Raw genomic sequence first — 22,344 nt, forward strand, 5'->3', positions numbered from 1 at the left:
ATCAGACGGGGAGCCGGGGCGTGGTGGAGCGGCAGGGTTGGGCGCGGAGACTGTGGGGGTACGCCTGGCGCTACCCGAAGGACGTCGTCCTCGCCCTGGGGTCCTCGCTGGCCGGCATGGCCCTGATGGCCCTCGTCCCGCTGATCACCAAGGTGATCATCGACGACGTGATCGGTGACAAGACTCGCGGCATGGCGCTGTGGGCGGGTCTGCTGATCGCCTCCGCCGTCCTCGTCTACTTCCTCACCTACGTCCGGCGCTACTACGGCGGCCGGCTCGCCCTCGACGTCCAGCACGACCTGCGCACCGACATGTACGGCACCCTCACCCGGCTCGACGGGCGGCGCCAGGACGAGCTGTCCACCGGGCAGGTCGTGGGACGCGCGACCAGCGACCTCCAGCTGATCCAGGGCCTGCTGTTCATGCTCCCGATGACCATCGGGAACTTCGCCCTCTTCTTCGTCTCGCTGGTCGTCATGGCCTGGCTGTCGCTGCCGCTGACCGCGGTGGCGCTCGCCGTCGCGCCCGCCCTGTGGTGGATCGCCCGGCGCAGCCGCTCCCGGCTCCACCCCGCCACTTGGTACGCGCAGGCCCAGGCCGCGGCCGTCGCCGGAGTGGTCGACGGCGCCGTCAGCGGGGTCCGGGTGGTCAAGGGCTTCGGGCAGGAGGAGCAGGAGACCGGCAAGCTCAGGGACGTCGGCCGGCGCCTGTTCGCCGGGCGGCTGCGCACCATCCGGTTCAACTCCAAGTACACCCCGGCGCTCCAGGCCGTCCCCGCCCTCGGCCAGGTCGCCATGCTCGCCCTCGGCGGCTGGCTCGCCGTGCGCGGCCACATCACCCTCGGCACCTTCGTCGCCTTCTCCACCTACCTCGCGCAGCTCGTCGGCCCGGTCCGGATGCTCGCCGTGGTCCTGACCGTCGCCCAGCAGGCCCGCGCCGGCACCGAACGCGTCCTGGAGCTGATCGACACCGAGCCGTCCATGCGGGACGGCACCAAGGAACTGCCCGCCGACGCGCCCGCCACCGTCGAGTTCGACGACGTCTCCTTCGGCTACGGCGGCGCCGAGGGCCTGGTGCTGAACGGCCTCAGCTTCGAGATCCGCCCCGGCGAGACCCTCGCCGTCGTCGGCTCCTCCGGCTCCGGCAAGTCCACCGTCTCCCTGCTGCTGCCGCGCTTCTACGACGTGACCCGCGGCGCCGTCCTGATCGGCGGCCACGACGTCCGCGAGCTGACCCAGGACTCGTTGCGCGCCGCGATCGGACTGGTCCCCGAGGACTCCTTCCTCTTCTCCGACACCGTCCGCGCCAACATCGCCTACGGCCGCCCCGACGCCACCGAGGAGCAGATCGAGCAGGCCGCTCGCGCCGCCCAGGCGGACCGCTTCATCGCCGAGCTGCCCGAGGGCTACGACACCAAGGTCGGCGAGCACGGCCTGACCCTCTCCGGCGGCCAGCGCCAGCGCGTCGCGCTCGCCCGCGCCCTCCTCACCGACCCCCGGCTGCTGGTCCTGGACGACGCCACCTCCGCCGTGGACGCCCGCGTGGAGCACGAGATCCACGAGGCACTCGCCCAGGTCATGGAGGGCCGCACCACCCTGCTCATCGCGCACCGCCGCTCCACCCTGAACCTCGCCGACCGCATCGCCGTCCTCGACGGCGGCCGGCTCGCCGACCTCGGCACCCACGAGGAGCTCCAGGAGCGCTCCGCCCTCTACCGCAAGCTGCTCACCGACCCCGACGAACTGGGCGGCGTCTCGCCCGGCCACACCCCGCCCGCCGTCCCCGACGAGGACACCTCGGTGCGGGCGGAACTGGACGCCGAGTTCGACGCCGAACGCGGGATCACCCCCCGTCTGTGGGCGGGCGAGCGCACCCCGCGCGACACCGCCACGGAGGGTGCCCCCGCCACCCCGGAGCTGCTCGCCCAGGTCGAGGCGCTGCCCCCGGCCACCGACGTCCCCGAGGTGGACGAGGTCCGCGCGGTCACCCCGGAGGACTCCTACGGTCTGCGCCGCCTGCTGCGCGGTTTCGGGCGGCCCCTGCTGATCAGCCTCGCGCTGGTCGCCGTGGACGCGGGCACCGGCCTGCTGCTGCCGGTGCTGATCCGGCACGGCATCGACAGCGGGGTCTCCGAGCTGGCCCTCGGCGCGGTCTGGGTGGCCACCCTGCTGGCGCTGCTCGCGGTGAGCGTGCAGTGGGCGGCGCAGGTCGGCGAGACCCTGATGACCGGGCGCACCGGTGAGCGGGTGCTGTACGCGCTGCGCCTGAAGATCTTCGCCCAGCTCCAGCGGCTCGGGCTCGACTACTACGAGCGCGAGCTGACCGGCCGGATCATGACCCGGATGACCACGGACGTCGACGCCCTGTCGACGTTCCTCCAGACCGGCCTGGTCACCGCGTTCGTCTCGGTCGTCACCTTCTTCGGCATCATGGGCGCCCTGCTGGTGATCGACCTGGAGCTGGCCCTGGTCGTCTTCGCGACGCTGCCGCCGCTGATCCTCGCCACCTACTACTTCCGCCGGGCGAGCGTGAAGGCGTACGAGCTGGCCCGCGAGCGGGTGTCGGTGGTCAACGCCGACCTCCAGGAGTCGGTCTCCGGACTGCGGATCGTGCAGGCGTTCCGGCGCGAGCGGGACGGCGGCGCCCGGTTCGCCGAGCGCAGCGACAGCTACCGGCAGGCCCGTATCCGCGGCCAGTGGCTGATCTCCGTGTACTTCCCCTTCGTGCAGTTCCTGTCGTCGGTGGCGGTCGCGGCGGTGCTGATCGTGGGCGGCGGCCGGATCGACGAGGCGACGCTGACGACCGGCGCGCTGGTGGCGTACCTGCTCTACATCGACCTGTTCTTCGCCCCCGTCCAGCAGCTCTCCCAGGTCTTCGACGGCTACCAGCAGGCGACCGTCTCGCTCGGCCGCATCCAGGAACTGCTGCGCGAGCCGACCTCCACCCGGTCCGCCGACGAACCGCTCGACGTGCTCTCCCTGCGCGGCGAGATCGCCTTCGAGAACGTGCGCTTCGCCTACGGCACCGCCGAGGAGGCGCTCACCGACGTCGACCTGCGCATCCCGGCCGGGCAGACGGTCGCCTTCGTCGGTGAGACCGGCGCCGGAAAGTCCACCCTGGTCAAGCTGGTCGCCCGGTTCTACGACCCGACCGAGGGCCGGGTCACCGTCGACGGCACCGATCTGCGCGCCCTGGACATGACCTCCTACCGGCACCGGCTGGGGGTCGTCCCGCAGGAGGCGTACCTCTTCCAGGGCACCGTCCGCGACGCCATCGCCTACGGCCGTCCCGCCGCGACGGACGCCGAGGTGGAGGCGGCGGCCCGCGCGGTGGGCGCCCACGAGATGATCGCGACCCTCGACGGCGGCTACCTCCACGAGGTGGCCGAGCGGGGCCGCAACCTCTCGGCCGGCCAGCGGCAGCTGATCGCGCTGGCCCGCGCCGAGCTGGTCGACCCCGACGTCCTGCTGCTCGACGAGGCGACGGCCGCCCTGGACCTGGCCACCGAGGCGCTGGTCAACCAGGCGACCGACCGGCTGGCGGGCCGCCGTACGACGCTGGTGGTCGCCCACCGGCTGAGCACGGCCGCCCGCGCGGACCGGGTGGTGCTGATGGACCACGGCCGGGTCGCCGAGGACGGCACCCACGAGGAACTGCTGGCCCTGGACGGACGGTACGCGGCGCTGTGGCGGACCTTCGTCGGCGAACCCGTCGGGGTCGAGCCGGTCTGATCCCGGCGCGCAACCGTCCGGCATACGTCCGGCGTCCGTACACCAGTACGCTCATCGCCGGGGTACGGGGAGGACGAGCTGTGGACAGTGGTGCGATACGCCGACGGCTGGGGGCGGGCCTGGCCGTGCTGGCCGCGTCCGGACTGCTGGCCGTCGCGGCGCCGGGCGAGGCGATGGCGGCGGGCACCTCGTGCCCGGGGCGCAAGGTCCGCACGGTGCCCTTCTCCACGGGATCGGTACAGGTGTACCGGAGCGGGGGCACGGTGTGCGCGTTCACCCTCGCCGAGCGGGCCGGCCCGCGCCGGACCATGGGGGTCAGCGTGCAGGCGCGCGGCCACCGTCCGGTGTCCTACCAGGGCAAACACCGGCGCAAGACGCTCACCGTGGCGGTGTACGCGGGGCACCGCTGTGTGAAGGTGACCGGCAGGGTGGGCCGCGGTTCGGTCGCCTCCGGCTGGATTCTGTGCTGATCCGGCCGGATCCTTAACGGGTTTGTCGTCAACTCCTCTGGTGTGATCGTCAGTTGCTCCGATAGCTTCCGGGCGCACATCTGACTCACAGGGGAGGGTGCATGCGCAAAGCGCTCAGATGGCTGCTGGCGCTCACGGTGCTGATAGGCACGTTGAGCACGGCCGGGGCGGCCACCGCCGCCCAGCCGGAGGCCACCGCCGACATCAAGGACCGGCTGCTCGCGATCCCGGGCATGAGCCTGATCGAGGAGAAGCCGTACACCGGTTACCGCTTCTTCGTTCTCAACTACACGCAGCCGGTGGACCACCGGCGCCCGTCCAAGGGCACGTTCCAGCAGCGGATCACCGTGCTGCACAAGGACGTCAGCCGGCCGACGGTGTTCTACACCGGCGGCTACAACGTCTCCACGACCCCGAGCCGGCGCGAGCCGACCCAGATCGTGGACGGCAACCAGATCTCCATGGAGTACCGCTACTTCACGCCGTCCCGCCCGGCCCCGGCCGACTGGACGAAGCTGGACATCTGGCAGGCCGCCAGCGACCAGCACCGCATCTTCAAGGCCCTCAAGCCGCTGTACGACAAGAAGTGGCTCTCCACGGGCGGCTCGAAGGGCGGCATGACCGCCACCTACTACGAGCGCTTCTACCCGCGCGACATGGACGGCGTGGTCGCCTACGTCGCCCCCAACGACGTGGTGAACAAGGAGGACTCGGCGTACGACGAGTTCTTCGCCAACGTCGGCACCGAGGAGTGCCGCGACCGCCTCAACGGTGTGCAGCGCGAGGCGCTGGTCCGCCGGGAGCCGCTGGAGCAGCGGTACGCCGCCTACGCGGCCGAGAACGGCTACACCTTCGACACCGTCGGCAGCCTGGACAAGGCCTACGAGGCGACGGTGCTCGACTACGTGTGGGGCTTCTGGCAGTACAGCCTGCTGGAGGACTGCGGGACGATCCCGGCGGACGCGAAGAACGCGACCGACGACGAGATCTGGACCTCCATCGACACGATCGCCGGCTTCAGCTTCTACACCGACCAGGGCCTGGAGCCGTACACGCCGTACTACTACCAGGCGGGCACCCAGCTCGGCGCGCCGACGATCGTCTTCCCGCACATCGAGAAGCGCTACGTCCGCTACGGCTACCTGCCGCCGCGGTACTTCGTCCCGCGCTCCATCCCGATGAGGTTCGAGCCGGGCGCCATGCGGGACGTCGACAGCTGGGTCCGCCACCACGCGAACCGCATGCTGTTCGTCTACGGCGAGAACGACCCCTGGGGCGCGGAACCCTTCCGCCTCGGCAAGGGCGCCCGTGACTCGTACGTCTTCACCGCGCCGGGCGCCAACCACGGGGCCCGGGTGGCGGGTCTGGTGGAGGACGAGAAGGCCCTCGCCACGGCGAAGATCCTCCAGTGGGCGGGCGTCGCCCCCGCCTCGGTCCAGGCGGACCCGGCCTCGGCGAAGCCGCTGGCCACGTTCGACGCGAAGCTCGACAAGCGCACGGTGGAGCGGACCCTGCGCCCGTAGGGCGTGACCGCTCGACGCGCCCGGCCGCTCACACCGGCCGGGCGCACCCCACCGGCCGTTCGCCGCCGAGCTGCACGTACAGGGCCGTCGAGGCGGGGCAGTCCTTCCGTTTCCCGACCGCCTTCACCACCTTGTACTCCGGCTTCTTCTCCGACTCGCCGTCGCAGGACGTCTCGCGGACCTGCCGGCCGCCGGAGTCGTAGACGCAGTCGCCGACGATCGTGCGGGGGCCGCCGCCGGCGCCCGGGTCGCCGGGGTGCGGGGCGCTGAGGTTGCGCATACAGGCGTAGCCCTGCGGGACCGCGCCGTCGCCGTCCTCGTCCGAGGGGCTCTGCTCGCTGATGTGCAGGACGAAGTCGGTCGTCGCGGGACAGGGCGGGCCGTCGCCGACCGCCCCGTCGAAGCGGGCCACCACCCGGGCCGCGGCCCGTTCACCGGCGCAGGCCACCTCGGTGAAGCTGGTCGTCCCGAACGAACTGCACTCGTCCACCCCGAGGAACTCCCGGCCGTAGCCCGAGGGCGGGCTCGCGCTCGGTGACGCGGACACCGGCCCGCCCGTGCCCGTCTCCGTCCCGGGGGTGTCCTCCGACTGGCACCCGGCCACCAGGACCGCCGCCAGCACGGCCGCCCCCACGGCATGTCTCCCACGCATCGCGCTCCCCCCGGTTCCCCCGGTCCAGCGTGGCCCGCCGCGGCGGGCGCACGCCAGACATACGGGGCGCTTTGCGCCTCTTGGGGGTGGTGCGCCGGGGTGGAGGCGTAGCGCCGCTACGCCGGATACCTCAGCCCGTGCCCCAGCGGATACAGCACCTGGGCCGGATCGTCCGCCCGCTGCACCGGCACCGGGAGCCGGCCGGAGGGCCGCACCGCACCGGCGATCACCCGGGCCGCCGCCCGCAGTTCGACGTCGGTCCAGGAGTACGAGGCCAGGTAGGCGCGGACCGCGGGCAGCTGGGCGACGTCGTAGGGGTTGCGGACGGCGACCGCCACCACCGGCCTGCCCGTCGCCAGCAGCTCCGCCACCAGCGTCCGCTGACTGCTGCTCGCGGTCACGTTGTACGTGCCGACCACCACCGCGTCCGCGTCCCCGGCCGCCGCCACCGCCCGCGCGATGGTGGTGGCCGACGGCGCCGTTCCCGTGGACAGCGCGGTCGCGGTGAACCCGAGTTCGGTGAGCGCCGCCGCCAGGACGCCCGTCGGGGGGCCCGTGGAGCCCGAGGGGGAGGCCGGGTCGGCGCCGACCACCAGGATCCTCGGGGTGTCCTCCGCCGACAGGGGCAGCAGGCCGCCCTCGTTGACCAGCAGGGTCGTCGTCCGCTCGGCGATGCGGTCGGCCGCCTCCAGATGGTCCTCCACGCCCACCGTGCGGTCCACGCCGCGGTGGCTGACGTAGGGGTCGCCGAAGAGACCCAGCTTCGCCTTCAGCCGCAGCACCCGCAGGACCGACTCGTCGAGCCGGTCCTCCGTCAGCTCCCCGTCCCGCACCGCCGTCAGCACCGCGTTCCAGGCGAGGTCCAGGTTCGGCGGGTTGAGCAGCTGGTCCACGCCCGCCTTCAGCGCCAGTACCGGGACCCGGTCGTCGCCGTACTTGGTGCGCACGCCCTCCATGCCGAGGGAGTCGGTGACCACGACGCCGTCGTAGCCCAGTTCCTCGCGGAGGATGCCGGTGAGGATCGGGTGGGAGAGGGTGGCCGGGTCGCCGGAGTCGTCGAGCGCCGGGACCATGAGGTGCGCGGTCATGATCGAGTCGATGCCCGCCTCGATCGCCGCCCGGAACGGGGGCGCGTCCAGCTCGTCCCACTGGGCCCGGGTGTGGGTGATGACCGGGAAGCCGTAGTGGCTGTCGACGGCCGTGTCGCCGTGCCCGGGGAAGTGCTTGGCGGTCGCCGCGACCGAGGACCGCTGGTAGCCGGTGACCTCGGCGGCGGCCAGCCGGGACACCGCCGCCGGGTCGGCGCCGAAGGAGCGTACGCCGATGACGGGGTTGGCCGGGTTGACGTTCACGTCGGCCACCGGCGCGTAGTCCTGGCGGATGCCGAGCGCCCGCAGCTCCCGGCCGGCGATCCGGCCGAGGGTGCGCGCGTCGGTGCGCGAGCCGCCCGCGCCGATCGCCATGGCGCCGGGGAAGAGGGTGGCGGGCTTTCCCACGCGCGCGACTATGCCGTGCTCCTGGTCGGTGGAGATCAGCACGGGGAGCCCGCGCGGCAGGTCCAGGGACGACTTCTGGATGCCGTTGGAGAGGTCGGCGATCTGGTGCGGGTCGCGGGTGTTGTGCGCCCAGGCGAAGTAGATGATGCCGCCGACGCGGTACCGGGAGATCAGCTCGGCCGCGGTGCGGACGCCGATCTCCTTGAGGTTGGCGTCGATGTCGGCCTGGTCGGGGGCGGTCGCCGAGTGGCCGTAGACCCGCATCACGAAGAGCTGGCCGACCTTCTCCTCAAGCGTCATGCGGGAGACGAGGGAGCGGAGTTTCTTGTCGTGCGCGTGGGCGGTGCCGCTCAGGGCGAGAGTCGCGGCGACTCCCGCCGTTGCGGCGAGGACGGTGCGTCTGGAGGGCACGTGCGCTCCTTCCGGAGTTGATCCGCTGAAGGAAACTTCCGAGGAGCCACCAATATCCGGGAAGTTTCTGCCAGTCAAGGGAACGCACAGGAACGCGGGCCGGGGCCGCGCCCCGGAAAGGGGTCCGCCATCGGCGCAGTTGGAGGGGGGCGCGCCGATGGCGGAGAGCTGTCGGCCGCGGTACGGCGGAGAGGGGTGGTCGGCGTTCGCAGCCAGCAGCGAGGCCGACACCGCACCGAGGTGACTCTCCGACAGCGTGCCGCTTGGACGCCGGGCGTCGGGGGCGGGTTCCCGCCGCGGCGCCGATCCGCCGAAGTTGGTACGGCCGGGCCGGGCGGGACGGCTGCGACACCGTCAGCCCGCCCGCGCGGGGCCGGAGGTGTCCACCGCGAGGGACACCGCGAGCCCGCCGAGCACCGTGCCCATCACATAGCGCTGCGCCCGCAGCCAGCCGGGACGACGGGCGAGGAAGACCGCGACGGTGCCCGCGGCGAGCACGATGCACAGGTTGACCGTCACGGCCGTCACGATCTGCACCGACCCCAGCAACAGCCCCTGGAACAGGACGTGTCCCGCCCCCGGATCGATGAACTGGGGTATCAGCGACAGGTACATGATGGCGATCTTCGGGTTGAGCAGATTGGTCACCAGGCCCATCGTGAACAGCCTGCGCGGCGGGTCGTGCGGCACCTCCTTCGGCGCGAACACCGAGATCCCGCCGGGTTTGAGCGCCTGCCACGCGAGCCACCCGAGATAGCAGGCGCCGGCCAGCTTCACCGCGACGTACAGCTCCGGCACCGCGTAGAAGACCACCGACAGGCCCAGGTTGGCCGCCGTCAGGTAGACGAGGAAGCCGACGGCGACCCCGCCGAGCGAGATCACCCCGGCGCGTCTGCCCTGGGTGATGCTGCGGGAGACGAGGTACAGCATGTTCGGACCGGGGGTGAGGACCATGCCCAGGGCGATGACGAACACCCCGAGCACTCCGCTCGCCGTGACCATGGAGTCCCCCTCTTCCCGTGCCGCTTCCGCGCACGTGCCGCGCCGTCTGGCAATGCACCGAGTCTAGGGAGGGATATTGCCTCGATGCAATGACGATATTGCTCTCGGTGCAATTCTGTGGTTGGGTGGTCGGTCACCCGGAGCCGACCGGTCACCCGGAGCCGAGAGGAGAGCCGTCGTGCGGGACTACCGGAGCGTCGCCGACCAGGTCGCGGCGGAGATCACCTCCGGCGTGCTCAAGCCGGGCGACCGGCTCCCCCCGCAGCGCGCCTTCGCCCGGCGGCACGGCATCGCCAACTCCACCGCCACCCGCGTCTACCAGGAACTCGGCCGCCGCGGACTGACCGTCGGCGAGGTCGGCCGCGGCACCTTCGTCCGCGCCGCCGCCCCCACCGACCCGCCCGCGCTCGGCGAACCCGCGGGCAGCCGCGTCGACCTGGAGTTCAACTACCCGGTCGCCCCCGGGCAGCCGGAACTGCTCGCCGCGTCCCTGGAGGGCCTGCTCCGCCCCGACGTGCTCGCGGACGCCCTGCGCCCGGTCGGCCCGGCCGGTCACCCCGCCGCCCGGGAGGCCGCCGCCGACCTGCTCGTACGGGGCGGCTGGCGGCCCGACCCGGCGCGGGTGCTGTTCGCCGGCAACGGCCGGCAGGCGCTCTCCGCCGTCTTCGCCGCCCTGGTCCCGCCCGGCGCCCGGCTCGGCGTCGAGGAGCTGACGTACCCCGTGGTCAAGGCCATCGCCGGCCGCCTCGGCATCACCCTCGTCCCGCTCGCCATGGACGACGACGGACTCGTCCCGGAAGCCGTCGAGGAGGCCCACCGGGCCGGACCGCTCGCCGCCGTCTACGCCCAGCCGGTCCTGCACAACCCGCTCTCCCTCACCATGCCCGCCCCGCGCGCGCGACGGCTCGCCGAGGTGCTGCGGCGGCTGGACCTGCCCCTGGTCGAGGACACCATCTGGGCCTTCCTGCACGACGAACTGCCCCCGCTGGCCGCGCTGCTGCCCGAGCGGACGGTGCTGGTGGACAGCCTCTCCAAGCGGGTCGCGCCCGGTCTCTCGCTGGGCTTCGTGGTCGCCCCGGCCGCCCCGGGCCCGCTGCTCGGGAGTCTGGCCGCGGGCCTGCGGTCCGGCGGGTGGACCGCGCAGCGGTTCAACCTGGAGGCCGTCGTCCGCTGGCAGGGGGAGGGGGTCGTGGGGCGGCTCGTGCGGGCCAAGCGGCAGGATGCCGCCGTGCGCCAGGAGATCGCCGCGCGGCAGCTGTCCGGGTTCGAGCTGCGGACCGATCCGCGGTCCTACCACTGCTGGTGGCGGTTGCCGCGGCCGTGGCGCGCGGACACGTTCGTCGCCGCCGCCGCGCGGTACGGGATCGGGGTGCCGCCTGCCGCCGCGTTCACCGTCGGGGACGCGCACGCTCCCAACGCGGTGCGGGTGGGGTTGGCGACGCCGCGGACCGACGAACTGGCGTCCGCGCTGTCGCTTCTCGCGCAGTTGGCGCGGTCGGCGCCGGAGGATGTCGTGACCGACTGATTCGGCGGGGTGGTTCGGCGGGCTGTGCTTTGGGTGCGGGTGGGTGGGGGTTGGCCGCGCAGTTCCCCGCGCCCCTGGGGGGTGGGGGTTGGGGCTGTGCTTTGGGTGCGGGTGGGTGGGGGTTGGTCGCGCAGTTCCCCGCGCCCCTGGGGCCTTGCGGCCCTGGGGACATGGCCGGGGGCTGGCTGTTCGGGGTCCATCTTGTGGACTTGGGGGCGGTGGGGGGACGGGGCGGGCGATCATGGGGGTATGCCAGTTGCCGACATTCCCGGTTCCAAGTCCATCACCGCGCGCGCCCTCTTCCTGGCGGCGGCGGCCGACGGAGTCACCACCCTCGTGCGGCCGCTGCGGTCGGACGACACCGAGGGCTTCGCCGAAGGGCTGGTCAGCCTCGGCTACCGGGTGGGCCGGACTCCGGAGAGCTGGCAGGTGGACGGCCGCCCGCAGGGCCCCGCCGTCGCCGAGGCGGACGTCTACTGCCGGGACGGCGCCACCACCGCCCGCTTCCTGCCGACCCTCGCCGCGGCCGGCCACGGCACCTACCGCTTCGACGCCTCCGAGCAGATGCGCCGCCGCCCCCTGCTGCCCCTCACCCGCGCCCTGCGCGACCTGGGCGTGGACCTGCGCCATGAGGAGCGGGAGGGCCACCACCCGCTGACCGTGCGGGCGTCCGGCGTCCCGGGCGGCGAGGTCACGCTGGACGCCGGCCAGTCCTCGCAGTACCTGACCGCCCTGCTGCTGCTCGGTCCGCTCACCGAGAAGGGCCTGCGCATCAAGGTCACCGACCTGGTCTCGGTGCCCTACGTCGAGATCACCCTGGCGATGATGCGGGAGTTCGGGGTGACGGTGACCCGCGAGGGCGACGACTTCGTCGTCCCGCCGGGCGGCTACCGCGCCACCACCTACGCGATCGAGCCCGACGCCTCCACGGCCAGCTACTTCTTCGCCGCGGCCGCCCTCACCGGCGGCGAGGTGACCGTGCCGGGGCTGGGCGAGGGCGCGCTCCAGGGCGACCTGGGCTTCGTGGAGGTGCTGCGCCGGATGGGCGCGCACGTGGAGATCGGCACCGACCGCACGACGGTCCGCGGCACCGGCGAACTGCGCGGCCTGACCGTCAACATGCGGGACATCTCCGACACCATGCCCACCCTCGCCGCCCTCGCCCCCTTCGCCTCGGGCCCGGTGCGCATCGAGGACGTCGCCAACACCCGGGTCAAGGAGTGCGACCGGCTGGAGGCCTGCGCGGAGAACCTCCGGGCGCTCGGCGTGACGGTGGAGACCGGACCCGACTGGATCGAGATCCGGCCCGGAGCGGTGCCGTCCGGTACGGGGATCAGGACCCACGGCGACCACCGCATGGTGATGTCCTTCGCGGTCACCGGACTCAGGGTGCCGGGCATCTCCTTCGACGACCCCGGCTGCGTGCGCAAGACCTTCCCCGGCTTCCACGAGGAGTTCGCCGCGCTGCGCGCCCGTCTGTGACCGTTGCTGTGCCCCCTCGTCAGACCGCCCCGGCCAGCGCCTGACGCACGGCGGCCAGCACCGGGTCGCGCTCCGCGCCGGCCCGTACGGCCGCGAACACGTTCCGGGACGGCGGTTCGCCCCGGACGGGCAGCAGCACCGGGCCGGCGTGCGGGTGCGGGTGCGGGTGCGGACGTTGGACGAGACGCGGGACCAGTGCCACTCCCCGGCCCGCCGCGACCAGCGCGGTGAGCGCCGCCCAGTCGTTCACTGCGTGCCGGATGTCGGGGGTGAAACCGGCCGCGGCGCACACCGAGCGGGTCACCGCGCCGCAGCAGCTGCGGGCGTCGCCGACGATCCACGGCTCCCCGGCCAGCTCCTTGAGGGCGACGTCCCGCCGGTCCGCCAGCGGGTGGTCCGCCGGTACGGCGAGGTCCAGCACGTCGGTCAGCAGGTCCACGCGGTGGTACCGGCGGTCGGTGTGCGGGGGCGTCGCCGCGAAGTCGACGGCCACCGCCACGTCGACCCGGCCCGCGTCCAGCGCGGTGAACACGTCCGGCGGCTCGGCCTCCACCACGTCCACCCGCAGCCGGGGCAGCCGTTCGGCGAGCGAGGCCAGCGCCCCGGGCAGCAGGCCGAGGATGCCGCTGGAGAAACAGCCGATCGTCACCTGCCCGCGCCCGCCCTCCCCGTAGGCCGCCAGGTCGGCGCGGGCCCGCTCCAGCTGGGCCGCGATCAGGTCCGCGTGCGCGAGGAGGATGCGGGCCTGCCCGGTGAGCCGTACGCCCCGGCCCTCCCGCTCGGTCAGGGGTACGCCGACATCCCTGGCCAGCGCGGCGAGCTGCTGGGAGACCGCCGACGGGGTCAGATGGAGGGCCTCGGCGGTGCTGGCCAGGCTGCCCCGGCGCCGCAGTTCACGCAGCACCGCGAGTCGGCGCAGATCGACCGTGAAGGTCTCGCTTACCGGTTCCATCGCGAAAGATTAACTGGACCGGGGGATCGGTGATCGGAAAACATCGGCCCATGACCGCGTACCTCATCCTGCACGGCTGGCAGAACCACCGGCCCGAACCGCACTGGCAGCACTGGCTCGCCGACCGTCTCACCGCACTCGGCCACCAGGTCACCTACCCGCAGCTGCCCGACGCCGACGACCCCGAACCGGAGGTGTGGCTCCAGGAGTTGTCCCGGCACCTGCCGGGGCAGCGGGTCGTGGTCGCGCACAGCCTCTCCGCCGTGCTGTGGCTGCACGCGGCCGCGCGCTCGCTGCCCGGTGTCGCCGACGTCGACCGGGTGCTGCTGGTCGCCCCGCCGGCCGGCGCGGTGCTGCGCCGCCACCCGGAGGTCGCCGCGTTCTCCCCGCCCGCCCTGGACTTCCGGCTCCCCGGGCCGACGCGGCTGGTCGCGGGCGACGACGACCCGTACTGCCCGGAGGGCGCCCGCGCCCTGTTCGCCGACCCGCTCGGCATCCCCTGCGACGTGCTCCCGGGCGCCGCCCACCTGGACCTGGACGCCGGTTACGGCCCCTGGCCTTCGGTCCTGGACTGGTGCCTGGGCCGCACCGCCCGCCTCACCGCGAACCGGTAGGGGCCGTCGCGCGGGCGGGCCCCCGCACTACGCGGAGTCGTTGAGCAGCCGGGAGAGGTGGTCGTGGCCGGCGCCGAGCAGATCCGGCAGCGGCGCCGCCTTCTCGTACCAGCGCTTCTCGTACTCCCAGCAGAGCCAGCCGTCCCAGCCGTGCCGGGAGAGGACCTCCACGCACTCGGCGAGCGGCAGCACGCCCGCGCCGAGCGCCAGCGGGGTGGTGTCGGAGGCCGAGGCGATGTCCTTGACCTGGACGTAGCCGAGGTGGGGCGCGAGCGCGGCGTACGACTCCGAGGGCTGCTCGCCGCCCAGCCAGGTGTGCATCACGTCCCACAGCGAGCCGATGTTCCGGTGCCCGACCGGGCCGAGGATCCGGATCGCGGCGGCCCCGGTGCGGTGCGAGTCGTGCGTCTCCAGCAGGATCCGCACGCCGGCCCCGGCCGCGTACTCGGCGGCGGTGCCGAGCCGGCGGGCGGCCGTGGCCTCGGCCTCCTCGGGGCTTCGCGACTCCTCGCCGCCGGGGAAGACCCGGACGAATCCGGTGCCGAGGTCGACGGCGAGGTCGATCAGGGTGCGGATCTCCTCGACGACCGGCGCGTCCGGGCCGGGGGCGGCCACCTTGGCGTACCCGGCGATCCCGACCACCTCGACGCCGGCCGCCCTGAACACCGCGGCCGCCTCGGCCCGCCCGTCCGGTCCGAGGCCCGGATGGACCGGCTCCTCGGGATGCGCGCGCAGCTCGACCCCGTGGTAGCCGTGGGCGGTCGCGAGCCGCACCACGTCGTCGAGCGGAAGACCGGGGACACCGAGAGTGGAGAACGCCAGCTTCATGCCCGCGACTCTACGCGCCCACCCCACCCGCGCCGCGGCAGGCGAGGGGCCGTCCGGCACCCGGCCGTGAGTCCGAGTGTGTTCCCCTGACGAGGGAAACCGACCCCGGCCCCCGCCTTCCAGGGGCGCGGGGAACGGCGCGACCAGCCCCCACACGGCCGCACCCGAAACGCGACCCCGCCGCACCAGCCCGCCACGGACCCGCACCCCTAGGCGTCCGGCACGCGGTCTTCAGGGGCGCGGGGAACGGCGCGACCAGCCCCCACACGGCCGCACCCGAAACACGCCCCCGCCACGGACCCGCACCCCTAGGCGTCCGGCACGCGGTCTTCAGGGGCGCGGGGAACGGCGCGACCAGCCCCCACACGGCCGCACCTGAAACACGCCCCCGCCACGGACCCGCACCCCTAGGCGTCCGGCACGCGGTCTTCAGGGGCGCGGGGAACGGCGCGACCAGCCCCCACACCGCCGCACCCGAAACACGACCCCGCCGCATCGGCCCGTCACGATGCCGCAGCCGAGGGAATCGAACCCCTCAGCCGCGCGGCACCCCCGTAGACCCCCGGACCATCAGCTCCCCACGGATGGTGGCGATCCCACCGGGAGGTTCCTCCTCGCGGCCCATCGCGATGCGGCCGGCCCGCGCCCCCGCCTCCGCCAGCGGCAGCCGCACCGTCGTCAGGGACGGCACCGCGTCGACACTGAACGGCAGGTCGTCGAAGCCGGCCACCGAGACGTCCTCGGGGATGCGCAACCCGGACTCCCGCAGCGCGGCACACGCGCCGAGGGCGACGGAGTCGTTCGCGGCGACCACCGCCGTCAGCGTCGGATCCCGGCGCAGCAGCTCCAGCGTGGCCTCGTACCCGGAACGGCGGTCGTACCGTCCGTGCACCGTCCAGCGCGGGTCCTCCTCGATGCCGTGCGCCCGCAGCGCCGCCCGGTGTCCCTCCAGACGGTGCCGCGTGGTCGTGCGCTCCTCCGGGCCCGCGATGTAGCCGAGCCGCCGGTGGCCGAGGCCGATCAGGTGCTCGGTCAGTTCCCGGCCGCCGCCGCGGTTCTCGAAGTTCAGCGCGACGGCCCCGGTGTCCGGCGCGGGCGGGCGCCCGCACAGCACGACCCGGGTGCCCGCGTCTGCGAGCTTGCGCAGCTTCGCCGAGACCGCCGCCACGTGCGGCGCGTTCTCCACGGCGCCGCCGGTGAGCACCACCGCGGCCGCCCGCTGCCGCTGAAGCAGCGTCAGATAGGTCAGTTCGCGCTCGGGCGAGCCGCCCGTGTTGCAGACCACCGCCAGCCGCTCACCGCCGGCGCGTCCGCCGGGTCCGCCGATCTCCGCCTGGATCGCGCTCGCCATGATCCCGAAGAAGGGGTCGGCGATGTCGTTGACGAGGATGCCGACCAGGTCGGACGTGGCGGCGGCCAGCGCGCTGGCCGGCCCGTTCAGCACGTAGTCCAGCTCGTCCACCGCGCGCAGCACCCGTTCCCGGGTCGAAGCGGCCACGGGGTAGTTCCCGTTCAGTACGCGCGACACCGTCGCGGGGGAGACCTGGGCGCGGGCCGCCACGTCCGCCAGGGTCACCGTCATCTCGTCGTCCTTCGGTCGCGCATCTCTCGTACCCCCTCGTACGTCGTCCGTGCTCGTAGACAGGCCTGTGCCGCCCGCGGTTCCAAGGTGCCGTGCAGACCATAAGGCCGGGCACCCCGTTTGTTCGCCCCCTCGAACAACTCTTCCGAGTCGCGCTCTTGTCCGGACCACTGCTGAGAGGCTAGCTTCTCCTCGTATAGAAAGCGCTTGCTGCATGGCTCACCAGTCATACCGACGGATCGCCGGGCCGGTGGGACGTACGCGGCGCGCACGACCGCGTACCCCGCGTACGACACCTACGAAGGGATTGACGTGACACGCAAGACGGTGCGTATCGCCATGAACGGCGTGACCGGGCGCATGGGTTACCGCCAGCACCTGGTCCGCTCCATCCTCGCGCTGCGCGAGCAGGGCGGCCTCGACCTCGGTGACGGCACGGTGCTGTGGCCGGAGCCGGTCCTGGTGGGCCGTCGCGAGCACGCGCTGAACGCGCTTGCTGAACGGCACGGCCTGGACCCGGCGAACATCTCCACGGACGTCGACGCGGTCCTCGCCGACCCGTCCGTCGACATCTACTTCGACGCCCAGGTGACCTCGGCCCGCGAGGAGGCGATCAAGAAGGCCATCGCCGCGGGCAAGCACGTCTACACCGAGAAGCCCACGGCCACCGGCCTCGACGGAGCCCTGGAGCTGGCCCGGCTCGCCGACGCGGCCGGCATCAAGCACGGCGTCGTCCAGGACAAGCTCTTCCTGCCGGGCCTGCTCAAGCTCAAGCGCCTGATCGACGGCGGCTTCTTCGGCCGGATCCTGTCCGTGCGCGGCGAGTTCGGCTACTGGGTGTTCGAGGGCGACTGGCAGGCCGCCCAGCGCCCGTCCTGGAACTACCGCGCCGAGGACGGCGGCGGCATCGTCGTCGACATGTTCCCGCACTGGGAGTACGTCCTGCACGAGCTGTTCGGCCGGGTGAAGTCCGTGCAGGCCATCGCCACCACCCACGTCCCGCAGCGCTGGGACGAGAACGGCAAGCCCTACGACGCCACCGCCGACGACGCCGCCTACGGCATCTTCGAGCTGGAGGGCGGCGCCATCGCCCAGATCAACTCCTCCTGGGCCGTGCGCGTCAACCGCGACGAACTCGTGGAGTTCCAGGTCGACGGCACCGAGGGCTCCGCCGTCGCCGGACTGCGCAACTGCCGCGTCCAGCACCGCTCCGCCACCCCCAAGCCGGTCTGGAACCCGGACATCCCCGCCACCGAGGTCTTCCGCGACCAGTGGCAGGAGGTCCCCGACAACGCCGAGTTCGACAACGGCTTCAAGGCGCAGTGGGAGCTGTTCCTGCGCCACGTCTACGCCGACGCCCCCTACCACTGGGACCTGCTGGCCGGCGCCCGCGGCGTCCAGCTCGCCGACCTGGGCCTGAGGTCCTCGGCCGAGGGCCGCCGCATCGACGTGCCGGAGATCTCGCTGTGACCCTCCGACTCCCCGACGCGAGCGGCGGGCTGCGGACCTACGAGCCCCGCACGGACCCCTTCGTGCCCGGCTCGTCCGCCCCCTTCGCCTCCCGTACGGTCTTCTCGGCCGCCCATGTCGTCGCCGACCCCTTCGCCGACGCCGGCCCCGACGCGCCGGCCGCCGTCGACTGGGACGCCACCCTCGCCTTCCGCCGCCATCTGTGGTCGCACGGACTCGGCGTCGCCGAGGCGATGGACACCGCCCAGCGCGGCATGGGCCTGGACTGGGCGGTCGCGGCCGAACTGATCCGGCGCAGCGCCGCCGAGGCCCGCTCCGTCGGCGGACGCATCGCCTGCGGCGTCGGCACCGACCAGCTCGCCGCGGGTTCCACCACCCAGGTGCGGGCCGCCTACGAGGAGCAGCTCGCGGTGGTGGAGGAGGCGGGCGCCCAGGCGATCCTGATGGCCTCCCGCGCCCTGTGCGCGAGCGCCTCCGGCCCCGAGGAGTACCTGGAGGTCTACGGCCACCTGCTGCGCCAGGCCGCCGAACCGGTGATCCTGCACTGGCTCGGCCCCATGTTCGACCCGGCGCTGGAGGGCTACTGGGGCTCCGCCGACCTGGACACGGCCACCGAGACCTTCCTGGAGGTCATCGCCGCCCACCCGGACAAGGTGGACGGCATCAAGGTCTCGCTGCTGGACGCGCAGCGCGAGATCGACCTGCGGCGCAGGCTCCCCGACGGCGTCCGCTGCTACACGGGCGACGACTTCAACTACCCCGAGCTGATCGCCGGTGACGAGCAGGGCTTCAGCCACGCCCTGCTCGGCATCTTCGACCCGCTGGGCCCCCTGGCCGCCGAGGCGGTACGGATCCTGGACACCGGCGACAAGGCGGGCTTCCGTCAACTCCTGGACCCGACGGTCGAGTTGTCCCGGCACCTCTTCCAGACCCCGACCCGCTTCTACAAGACCGGCGTGGTGTTCCTGGCCTGGCTCGCGGGCCACCAGTCGCACTTCACGATGGTCGGCGGCCTTCAGTCGGCCCGCTCCCTGACCCACTTCGCCCGCGCCTACGAACTCGCCGACACCATCGGCCTGTTCCCCGATCCGAAGCTGGCCGAGGAACGGATGAAGAACCTGCTGTCGGTGTACGGGGTGGACCAGTGAGCGGACTCGCGCGTTTCTCCATCAACCAGATGACGGTCAAGCAGCTGTCGATGCCCGAACTCGTCGCCGCCTGCGCTGAGTTCGGCGTGGGTCAGGTCGGCCTGTGGCGGGAGCCCGTCCAGGAGTACGGCCTGGAGGCGACCGCCAAGCTGGTCCGGGACGCGGGGCTGACCGTCACGACCCTGTGCCGCGGCGGCTTCTTCACCGCGATCGACCCCGACGAGCGGGCCCGCGCGCTGGACGACAACCGCCGGGCGGTCGACGAGGCCGCCGCGCTCGGCACGGACACCCTGGTCCTGGTCTCGGGCGGCCTCCCGGCCGGCTCCACGGACCTGCGCGGGGCGCGGGAGCGGATCGCCGACGCGCTCGCGGTGCTCGGCCCGTACGCCGAGGACCACGGGGTGCGGCTCGCCATCGAACCCCTGCACCCCATGTACGCCGCCGACCGCTGCGTGGTCTCCACGCTGGCCCAGGCCCTGGACCTCGCGGAACGCTTCCCGGCCCGCCAGGTCGGCGTCACGGTCGACACGTACCACATCTGGTGGGACGAGGACGCGCCCGCGCAGATCGCGCGGGCGGGCGCGGGCGGCCGTATCCACACCTTCCAACTCGCGGACTGGACGACCCCGTTGCCCGAGGGCGTGCTCAACGGCCGCGGGCAGATCGGGGACGGCTCGATCGACATGCGCGAGTGGCGCGGGTACGTCGAGGCGGCCGGTTACACCGGTGCCATCGAGGTGGAGCTGTTCAACGACGCCCTGTGGGCCAGGGACGGCCGCGAGGTACTGGCCGAGACGGCCCGGCGCTTCCTCCAGCACGCGGACTGAGGGAAGAGGCAGGGCACGAGCCGGCGGCGTGCGGGCCACCGGCTCGGCCGGGAAAGGGGGACGTCACCCGGTGACGTCCCCCTTTCCCACGCCCGCCACCGGGGGTCCCTCGCGGCCGTGGACACCGGGGGACGGCAACCGCGTGCCCGCTGTCGATCGTGTCTCGGGGTGGTGGGTTCGGGCCGGGGAGTCGTGCGGCGAGTGGCTGTGGGGCGGCGGGCGCGTGGGGGTGGCCGTCTCCGGGGACGTCGGCCTGTGGCGTCCCCCTTCTCGCGTGCCGGCCGCCGGAGGGCGGTGCGCCGGCCGGGGGCGTCAGCCCGTGGCGTCCCCCTTGCGCGCGCCTGCCGCCGGGCGGGGGGCGATCGTGCGTTGGGGCGGTACCTCCGGCGCGTCCGAGACGTGCGCGGTGAGCAGCGCGTCCGCCGTGGCGGTGCGGGCGTACAGGACCCAGCGTCCGGCGCGGTGCGCGCTGACCAGACCGGCGTCCCGCAGCGCGGTGAGCGCCTGGGAGACGGCGGCCGGGGACAGCCCCGTGCCGGCCGCGAGGCCGGTCGTGGAGGCGGGCACGTCCAGCTCGGTCAGCAGCCGGGTGCGGGAACGCCCGAGCACCGCGGCCAGGGCGTCGGCGGCGGGCGTCGGCCGGGGCTGCCACAGGGTCGCGGTGCCGCGGGCGGGATAGGCGAGCTGCGGCGGCTCCGGAGGAGCCACCCGGGTGAGCAGTCCCGGACCGGTGAAGACCGACGGCACGACGACCAGCCCGGCCCCCGCCACCGCCCGGGACAGCCCGCGCCTGCGCTCCCTCAGGCGCAGCGGTCCCCCCACGCCCTCGGCCGGGTAGCGCAGTTCGTCCAGCAGACGGGCGGTGCCGTGCTCGGCGAGCCGGCGGGCCCGGTACAGCACATCGGCGTCCAGCACGGCCCGGATCCGGGCCCAGTAGGGCGCGAGCGCCAGCTGCCAGTACGCCTCGATCTCCTCGGCGAACCTCGGCAACTGTGCCTCCGGTTCGTCGTACAGCGCCCGCAGCCGGGGCCCCAGCGACAGGCCCTGCTCGCGTTCCAGACGGATCAGGTCCCGCCGTACGCGCTCGGCCGGAGCGGCCCGCAGCGCGGACAGTTCCTCCCCGAGGGTCGGCGCCGGGTGCGCCGGCGCCGGATTGAGGAAGTCGGGCACATAGCCGTCGCACGGCACGAGTTCGGCCAGCCGTTCGCGATCAAGGCCCGCGGCCGTCACCCGCGGCCGTACCTGCTCCAGCCACCGCCCGTGCACCGGATGCGCGCGCCCCTCGGCGAGCAGCCGGAAGCTGGTCGCCACCTCCCACAGCGGCGACACGGCGAACCGCAGCCGCGCCACGTCCCCGCCGGAGAAATCGAGTTCCCCCTCCATGACCCCTGCCCCCCACCGGATCTGGCCACGGCTCAAACAATGGCGGGCAGCTTAGCGCTGGTGACACCCCGGCGTCTGCCCCCGCAGGCAAGGATGATCAGCGTCCCGCGACCCCGTCCGCGGGACGCGGAAAAAATCTTCGGAAGACCGTGCAACCCTTCCCGGGGGTCGCGGGTCGTACATGGCGTCGGAACTTCTTGGAGGGGGATCTGGGGGGATCGCGGGGGGTTCTGACACGGAGGGGGACAGCGCGAGGGGGCCCGGTCGACGGACCGGGCCCCCTCGAAGCGTCTCCGCGCGAAAGAACCCGTCAACCGAAGACCCCGCCGCCCGAGCCCCCGTCAGAGCGCCTCGACCTCCGCGGCCGACGGATAGGAGTCCTGCGCCCCGCCCCGCGTGACCGCCACCGCGCCCACCCGCGCCGCGTACGCCGCCGCGTCGGCGAGCGAGGCACCGCCCGCCAGCCGGTACGCCAGCGCCGCGGTGAACGCGTCACCCGCGCCGGTGGTGTCCACGGCCGTCACCCGCACCGGCGGGATCCGGGACACCCCCTGGTCCGAGGCGACCAGCGCACCCTCGGCCCCGAGGGTCACGACCACCGACCGCGGCCCCTTCGCCAGCAGGATCCGCGCCCAGTCCGCGGGCCCGGCGCCGACGCACGCGTCCCCCAGGATCACCCGCGCCTCGTGCTCGTTGACGATCAGCGGATCGCAGACGGCGAGCACCTCCGACGGCAACGGCCGCGGCGGCGAGGGGTTCAGCACGAACCGGCCGCCGTCCGCCAGGTTCCGCACCACCTCCACGACCGTCCCCAGCGGGATCTCCAACTGCGCCGACACCACCCGGGAAGCCTGGAACAGACTCGCCGCGGCCCGCACGTCCCCGGGCGCGAGGAGGGCGTTGGCGCCCGGTGAGACCACGATGCTGTTGTCCCCGGACGGATCCACGGTGATCAGCGCCACCCCCGTCGGCGCCCCGCCGACCAGCACGCCCACCGTGTCCACCCCGGCCCGCCGCTGCGAGTCCAGCAGCAGCCTGCCGTGGGCGTCGTCGCCGACCCGGGCCAGCAGCGCCGTCCGGGCACCGAGCCGGGCCGCCGCGACGGCCTGGTTCGCGCCCTTGCCACCCGGGTGGACCACGAGATCGGAGCCGAGCACCGTCTCCCCGGCCCCCGGTCTGCGCTCCACCCCGATCACCAGGTCGGCGTTGGCCGATCCCACGACCAGCAGGTCGTAGTCGTACATGAGA

Annotated in this window: 17 protein-coding genes; 9 read left to right on the forward strand and 8 right to left on the reverse strand. The window is 73.5% G+C overall.

Annotated elements, in window-relative coordinates:
- Positions 1 to 20: 20 nt before the first annotated feature.
- The 3 genes from AB0E07_RS11780 to AB0E07_RS11790 all read left to right on the forward strand — a co-directional run bounded on the left by AB0E07_RS11780 (position 21) and on the right by AB0E07_RS11790 (position 5,724).
- On the forward strand, positions 21 to 3,731 hold the full coding sequence (locus AB0E07_RS11780; RefSeq protein ID WP_362249085.1) for an ABC transporter ATP-binding protein: 3,711 nt from the start codon (positions 21 to 23) through the stop codon (positions 3,729 to 3,731).
- An 80-nt stretch (positions 3,732 to 3,811) separates the two neighbouring features.
- Positions 3,812 to 4,201: a hypothetical protein gene (locus AB0E07_RS11785; protein WP_362248897.1), complete on the forward strand. Its 390-nt coding sequence runs from the start codon at positions 3,812 to 3,814 to the stop codon at positions 4,199 to 4,201.
- Positions 4,202 to 4,302: 101 nt separating this feature from the next.
- Positions 4,303 to 5,724 (forward strand): S28 family serine protease, encoded by a 1,422-nt coding sequence (locus tag AB0E07_RS11790; protein ID WP_362248900.1) that lies wholly within the window; start codon positions 4,303 to 4,305, stop codon positions 5,722 to 5,724.
- Positions 5,725 to 5,752: 28 nt separating this feature from the next.
- Here the strand turns inward: AB0E07_RS11790 and AB0E07_RS11795 are convergent, their stop codons facing one another.
- The 3 genes from AB0E07_RS11795 to AB0E07_RS11805 form a co-directional block, all read right to left on the reverse strand.
- The gene (locus AB0E07_RS11795; protein WP_362248903.1) at positions 5,753 to 6,376 is read right to left on the reverse strand and encodes a hypothetical protein; all 624 of its coding nucleotides are present in this window, start codon (positions 6,374 to 6,376) and stop codon (positions 5,753 to 5,755) included.
- A 116-nt stretch (positions 6,377 to 6,492) separates the two neighbouring features.
- Positions 6,493 to 8,283 (reverse strand): glycoside hydrolase family 3 protein, encoded by a 1,791-nt coding sequence (locus AB0E07_RS11800; RefSeq protein ID WP_362248906.1) that lies wholly within the window; start codon positions 8,281 to 8,283, stop codon positions 6,493 to 6,495.
- Between the two features lie 354 nt (positions 8,284 to 8,637).
- Positions 8,638 to 9,285 carry a LysE family translocator gene (locus tag AB0E07_RS11805; protein WP_362248908.1) on the reverse strand — a complete coding sequence of 216 codons (648 nt, stop codon included), beginning with the start codon at positions 9,283 to 9,285 and terminating at the stop codon, positions 8,638 to 8,640.
- A gap of 178 nt (positions 9,286 to 9,463) precedes the next feature.
- On the opposite strand from AB0E07_RS11805, the gene AB0E07_RS11810 reads away from it, so the two are divergent.
- Together AB0E07_RS11810 and aroA are read left to right on the forward strand one after the other, a co-directional pair.
- Positions 9,464 to 10,810 carry a PLP-dependent aminotransferase family protein gene (locus AB0E07_RS11810; protein WP_362248910.1) on the forward strand — a complete coding sequence of 449 codons (1,347 nt, stop codon included), beginning with the start codon at positions 9,464 to 9,466 and terminating at the stop codon, positions 10,808 to 10,810.
- 249 nt (positions 10,811 to 11,059) lie between these two features.
- Positions 11,060 to 12,292, forward strand: coding sequence for a 3-phosphoshikimate 1-carboxyvinyltransferase (gene aroA, locus AB0E07_RS11815; RefSeq protein WP_362248913.1), 1,233 nt, complete (start codon positions 11,060 to 11,062; stop codon positions 12,290 to 12,292).
- Positions 12,293 to 12,311: 19 nt separating this feature from the next.
- On the opposite strand, the gene AB0E07_RS11820 is transcribed toward aroA, so the two are convergent.
- Positions 12,312 to 13,244, reverse strand: a complete 933-nt coding sequence (locus AB0E07_RS11820; protein ID WP_362248916.1) for a LysR family transcriptional regulator — start codon at positions 13,242 to 13,244, stop codon at positions 12,312 to 12,314.
- A gap of 50 nt (positions 13,245 to 13,294) precedes the next feature.
- Here AB0E07_RS11820 and AB0E07_RS11825 point away from each other — a divergent pair, with 50 nt between their 5' ends.
- Positions 13,295 to 13,858 (forward strand): alpha/beta hydrolase, encoded by a 564-nt coding sequence (locus tag AB0E07_RS11825; RefSeq protein WP_362248919.1) that lies wholly within the window; start codon positions 13,295 to 13,297, stop codon positions 13,856 to 13,858.
- 27 nt (positions 13,859 to 13,885) lie between these two features.
- Here AB0E07_RS11825 and AB0E07_RS11830 read toward each other — a convergent pair whose 3' ends face one another.
- A complete protein-coding gene (locus AB0E07_RS11830) occupies positions 13,886 to 14,686 on the reverse strand; it encodes a sugar phosphate isomerase/epimerase family protein (RefSeq protein WP_362248923.1) in 801 nt (266 codons plus the stop codon).
- 535 nt (positions 14,687 to 15,221) lie between these two features.
- Complete coding sequence (locus tag AB0E07_RS11835; protein ID WP_362248926.1) at positions 15,222 to 16,268, reverse strand: LacI family DNA-binding transcriptional regulator; 1,047 nt, start codon at positions 16,266 to 16,268, stop codon at positions 15,222 to 15,224.
- Positions 16,269 to 16,580: 312 nt separating this feature from the next.
- Between AB0E07_RS11835 and AB0E07_RS11840 the strand changes: the two genes are divergently transcribed.
- The 3 genes from AB0E07_RS11840 to AB0E07_RS11850 are packed head-to-tail and all read left to right on the forward strand — an operon-like array spanning position 16,581 to position 19,713.
- On the forward strand, positions 16,581 to 17,738 hold the full coding sequence (locus AB0E07_RS11840; protein ID WP_362248929.1) for a Gfo/Idh/MocA family oxidoreductase: 1,158 nt from the start codon (positions 16,581 to 16,583) through the stop codon (positions 17,736 to 17,738).
- The gene (locus tag AB0E07_RS11845; protein ID WP_362248932.1) at positions 17,735 to 18,886 is read left to right on the forward strand and encodes a dihydrodipicolinate synthase family protein; all 1,152 of its coding nucleotides are present in this window, start codon (positions 17,735 to 17,737) and stop codon (positions 18,884 to 18,886) included. The genes AB0E07_RS11840 and AB0E07_RS11845 overlap by 4 nt, the downstream gene beginning before the upstream one ends.
- The gene (locus AB0E07_RS11850; protein ID WP_362248934.1) at positions 18,883 to 19,713 is read left to right on the forward strand and encodes a sugar phosphate isomerase/epimerase family protein; all 831 of its coding nucleotides are present in this window, start codon (positions 18,883 to 18,885) and stop codon (positions 19,711 to 19,713) included. Before AB0E07_RS11845 ends, AB0E07_RS11850 begins: the two co-directional genes overlap by 4 nt.
- Positions 19,714 to 20,025: 312 nt before the next feature.
- Here AB0E07_RS11850 and AB0E07_RS11855 read toward each other — a convergent pair whose 3' ends face one another.
- Positions 20,026 to 21,096, reverse strand: a complete 1,071-nt coding sequence (locus AB0E07_RS11855; protein ID WP_362248937.1) for a DUF5937 family protein — start codon at positions 21,094 to 21,096, stop codon at positions 20,026 to 20,028.
- A gap of 341 nt (positions 21,097 to 21,437) precedes the next feature.
- Positions 21,438 to 22,340 carry a ribokinase gene (locus AB0E07_RS11860; RefSeq protein WP_362248940.1) on the reverse strand — a complete coding sequence of 301 codons (903 nt, stop codon included), beginning with the start codon at positions 22,338 to 22,340 and terminating at the stop codon, positions 21,438 to 21,440.
- Positions 22,341 to 22,344: the final 4 nt, after the last annotated feature.

Source organism: Streptomyces sp. NPDC048002, from assembly GCF_040653275.1.
Taxonomy (GTDB): domain Bacteria; phylum Actinomycetota; class Actinomycetes; order Streptomycetales; family Streptomycetaceae; genus Streptomyces.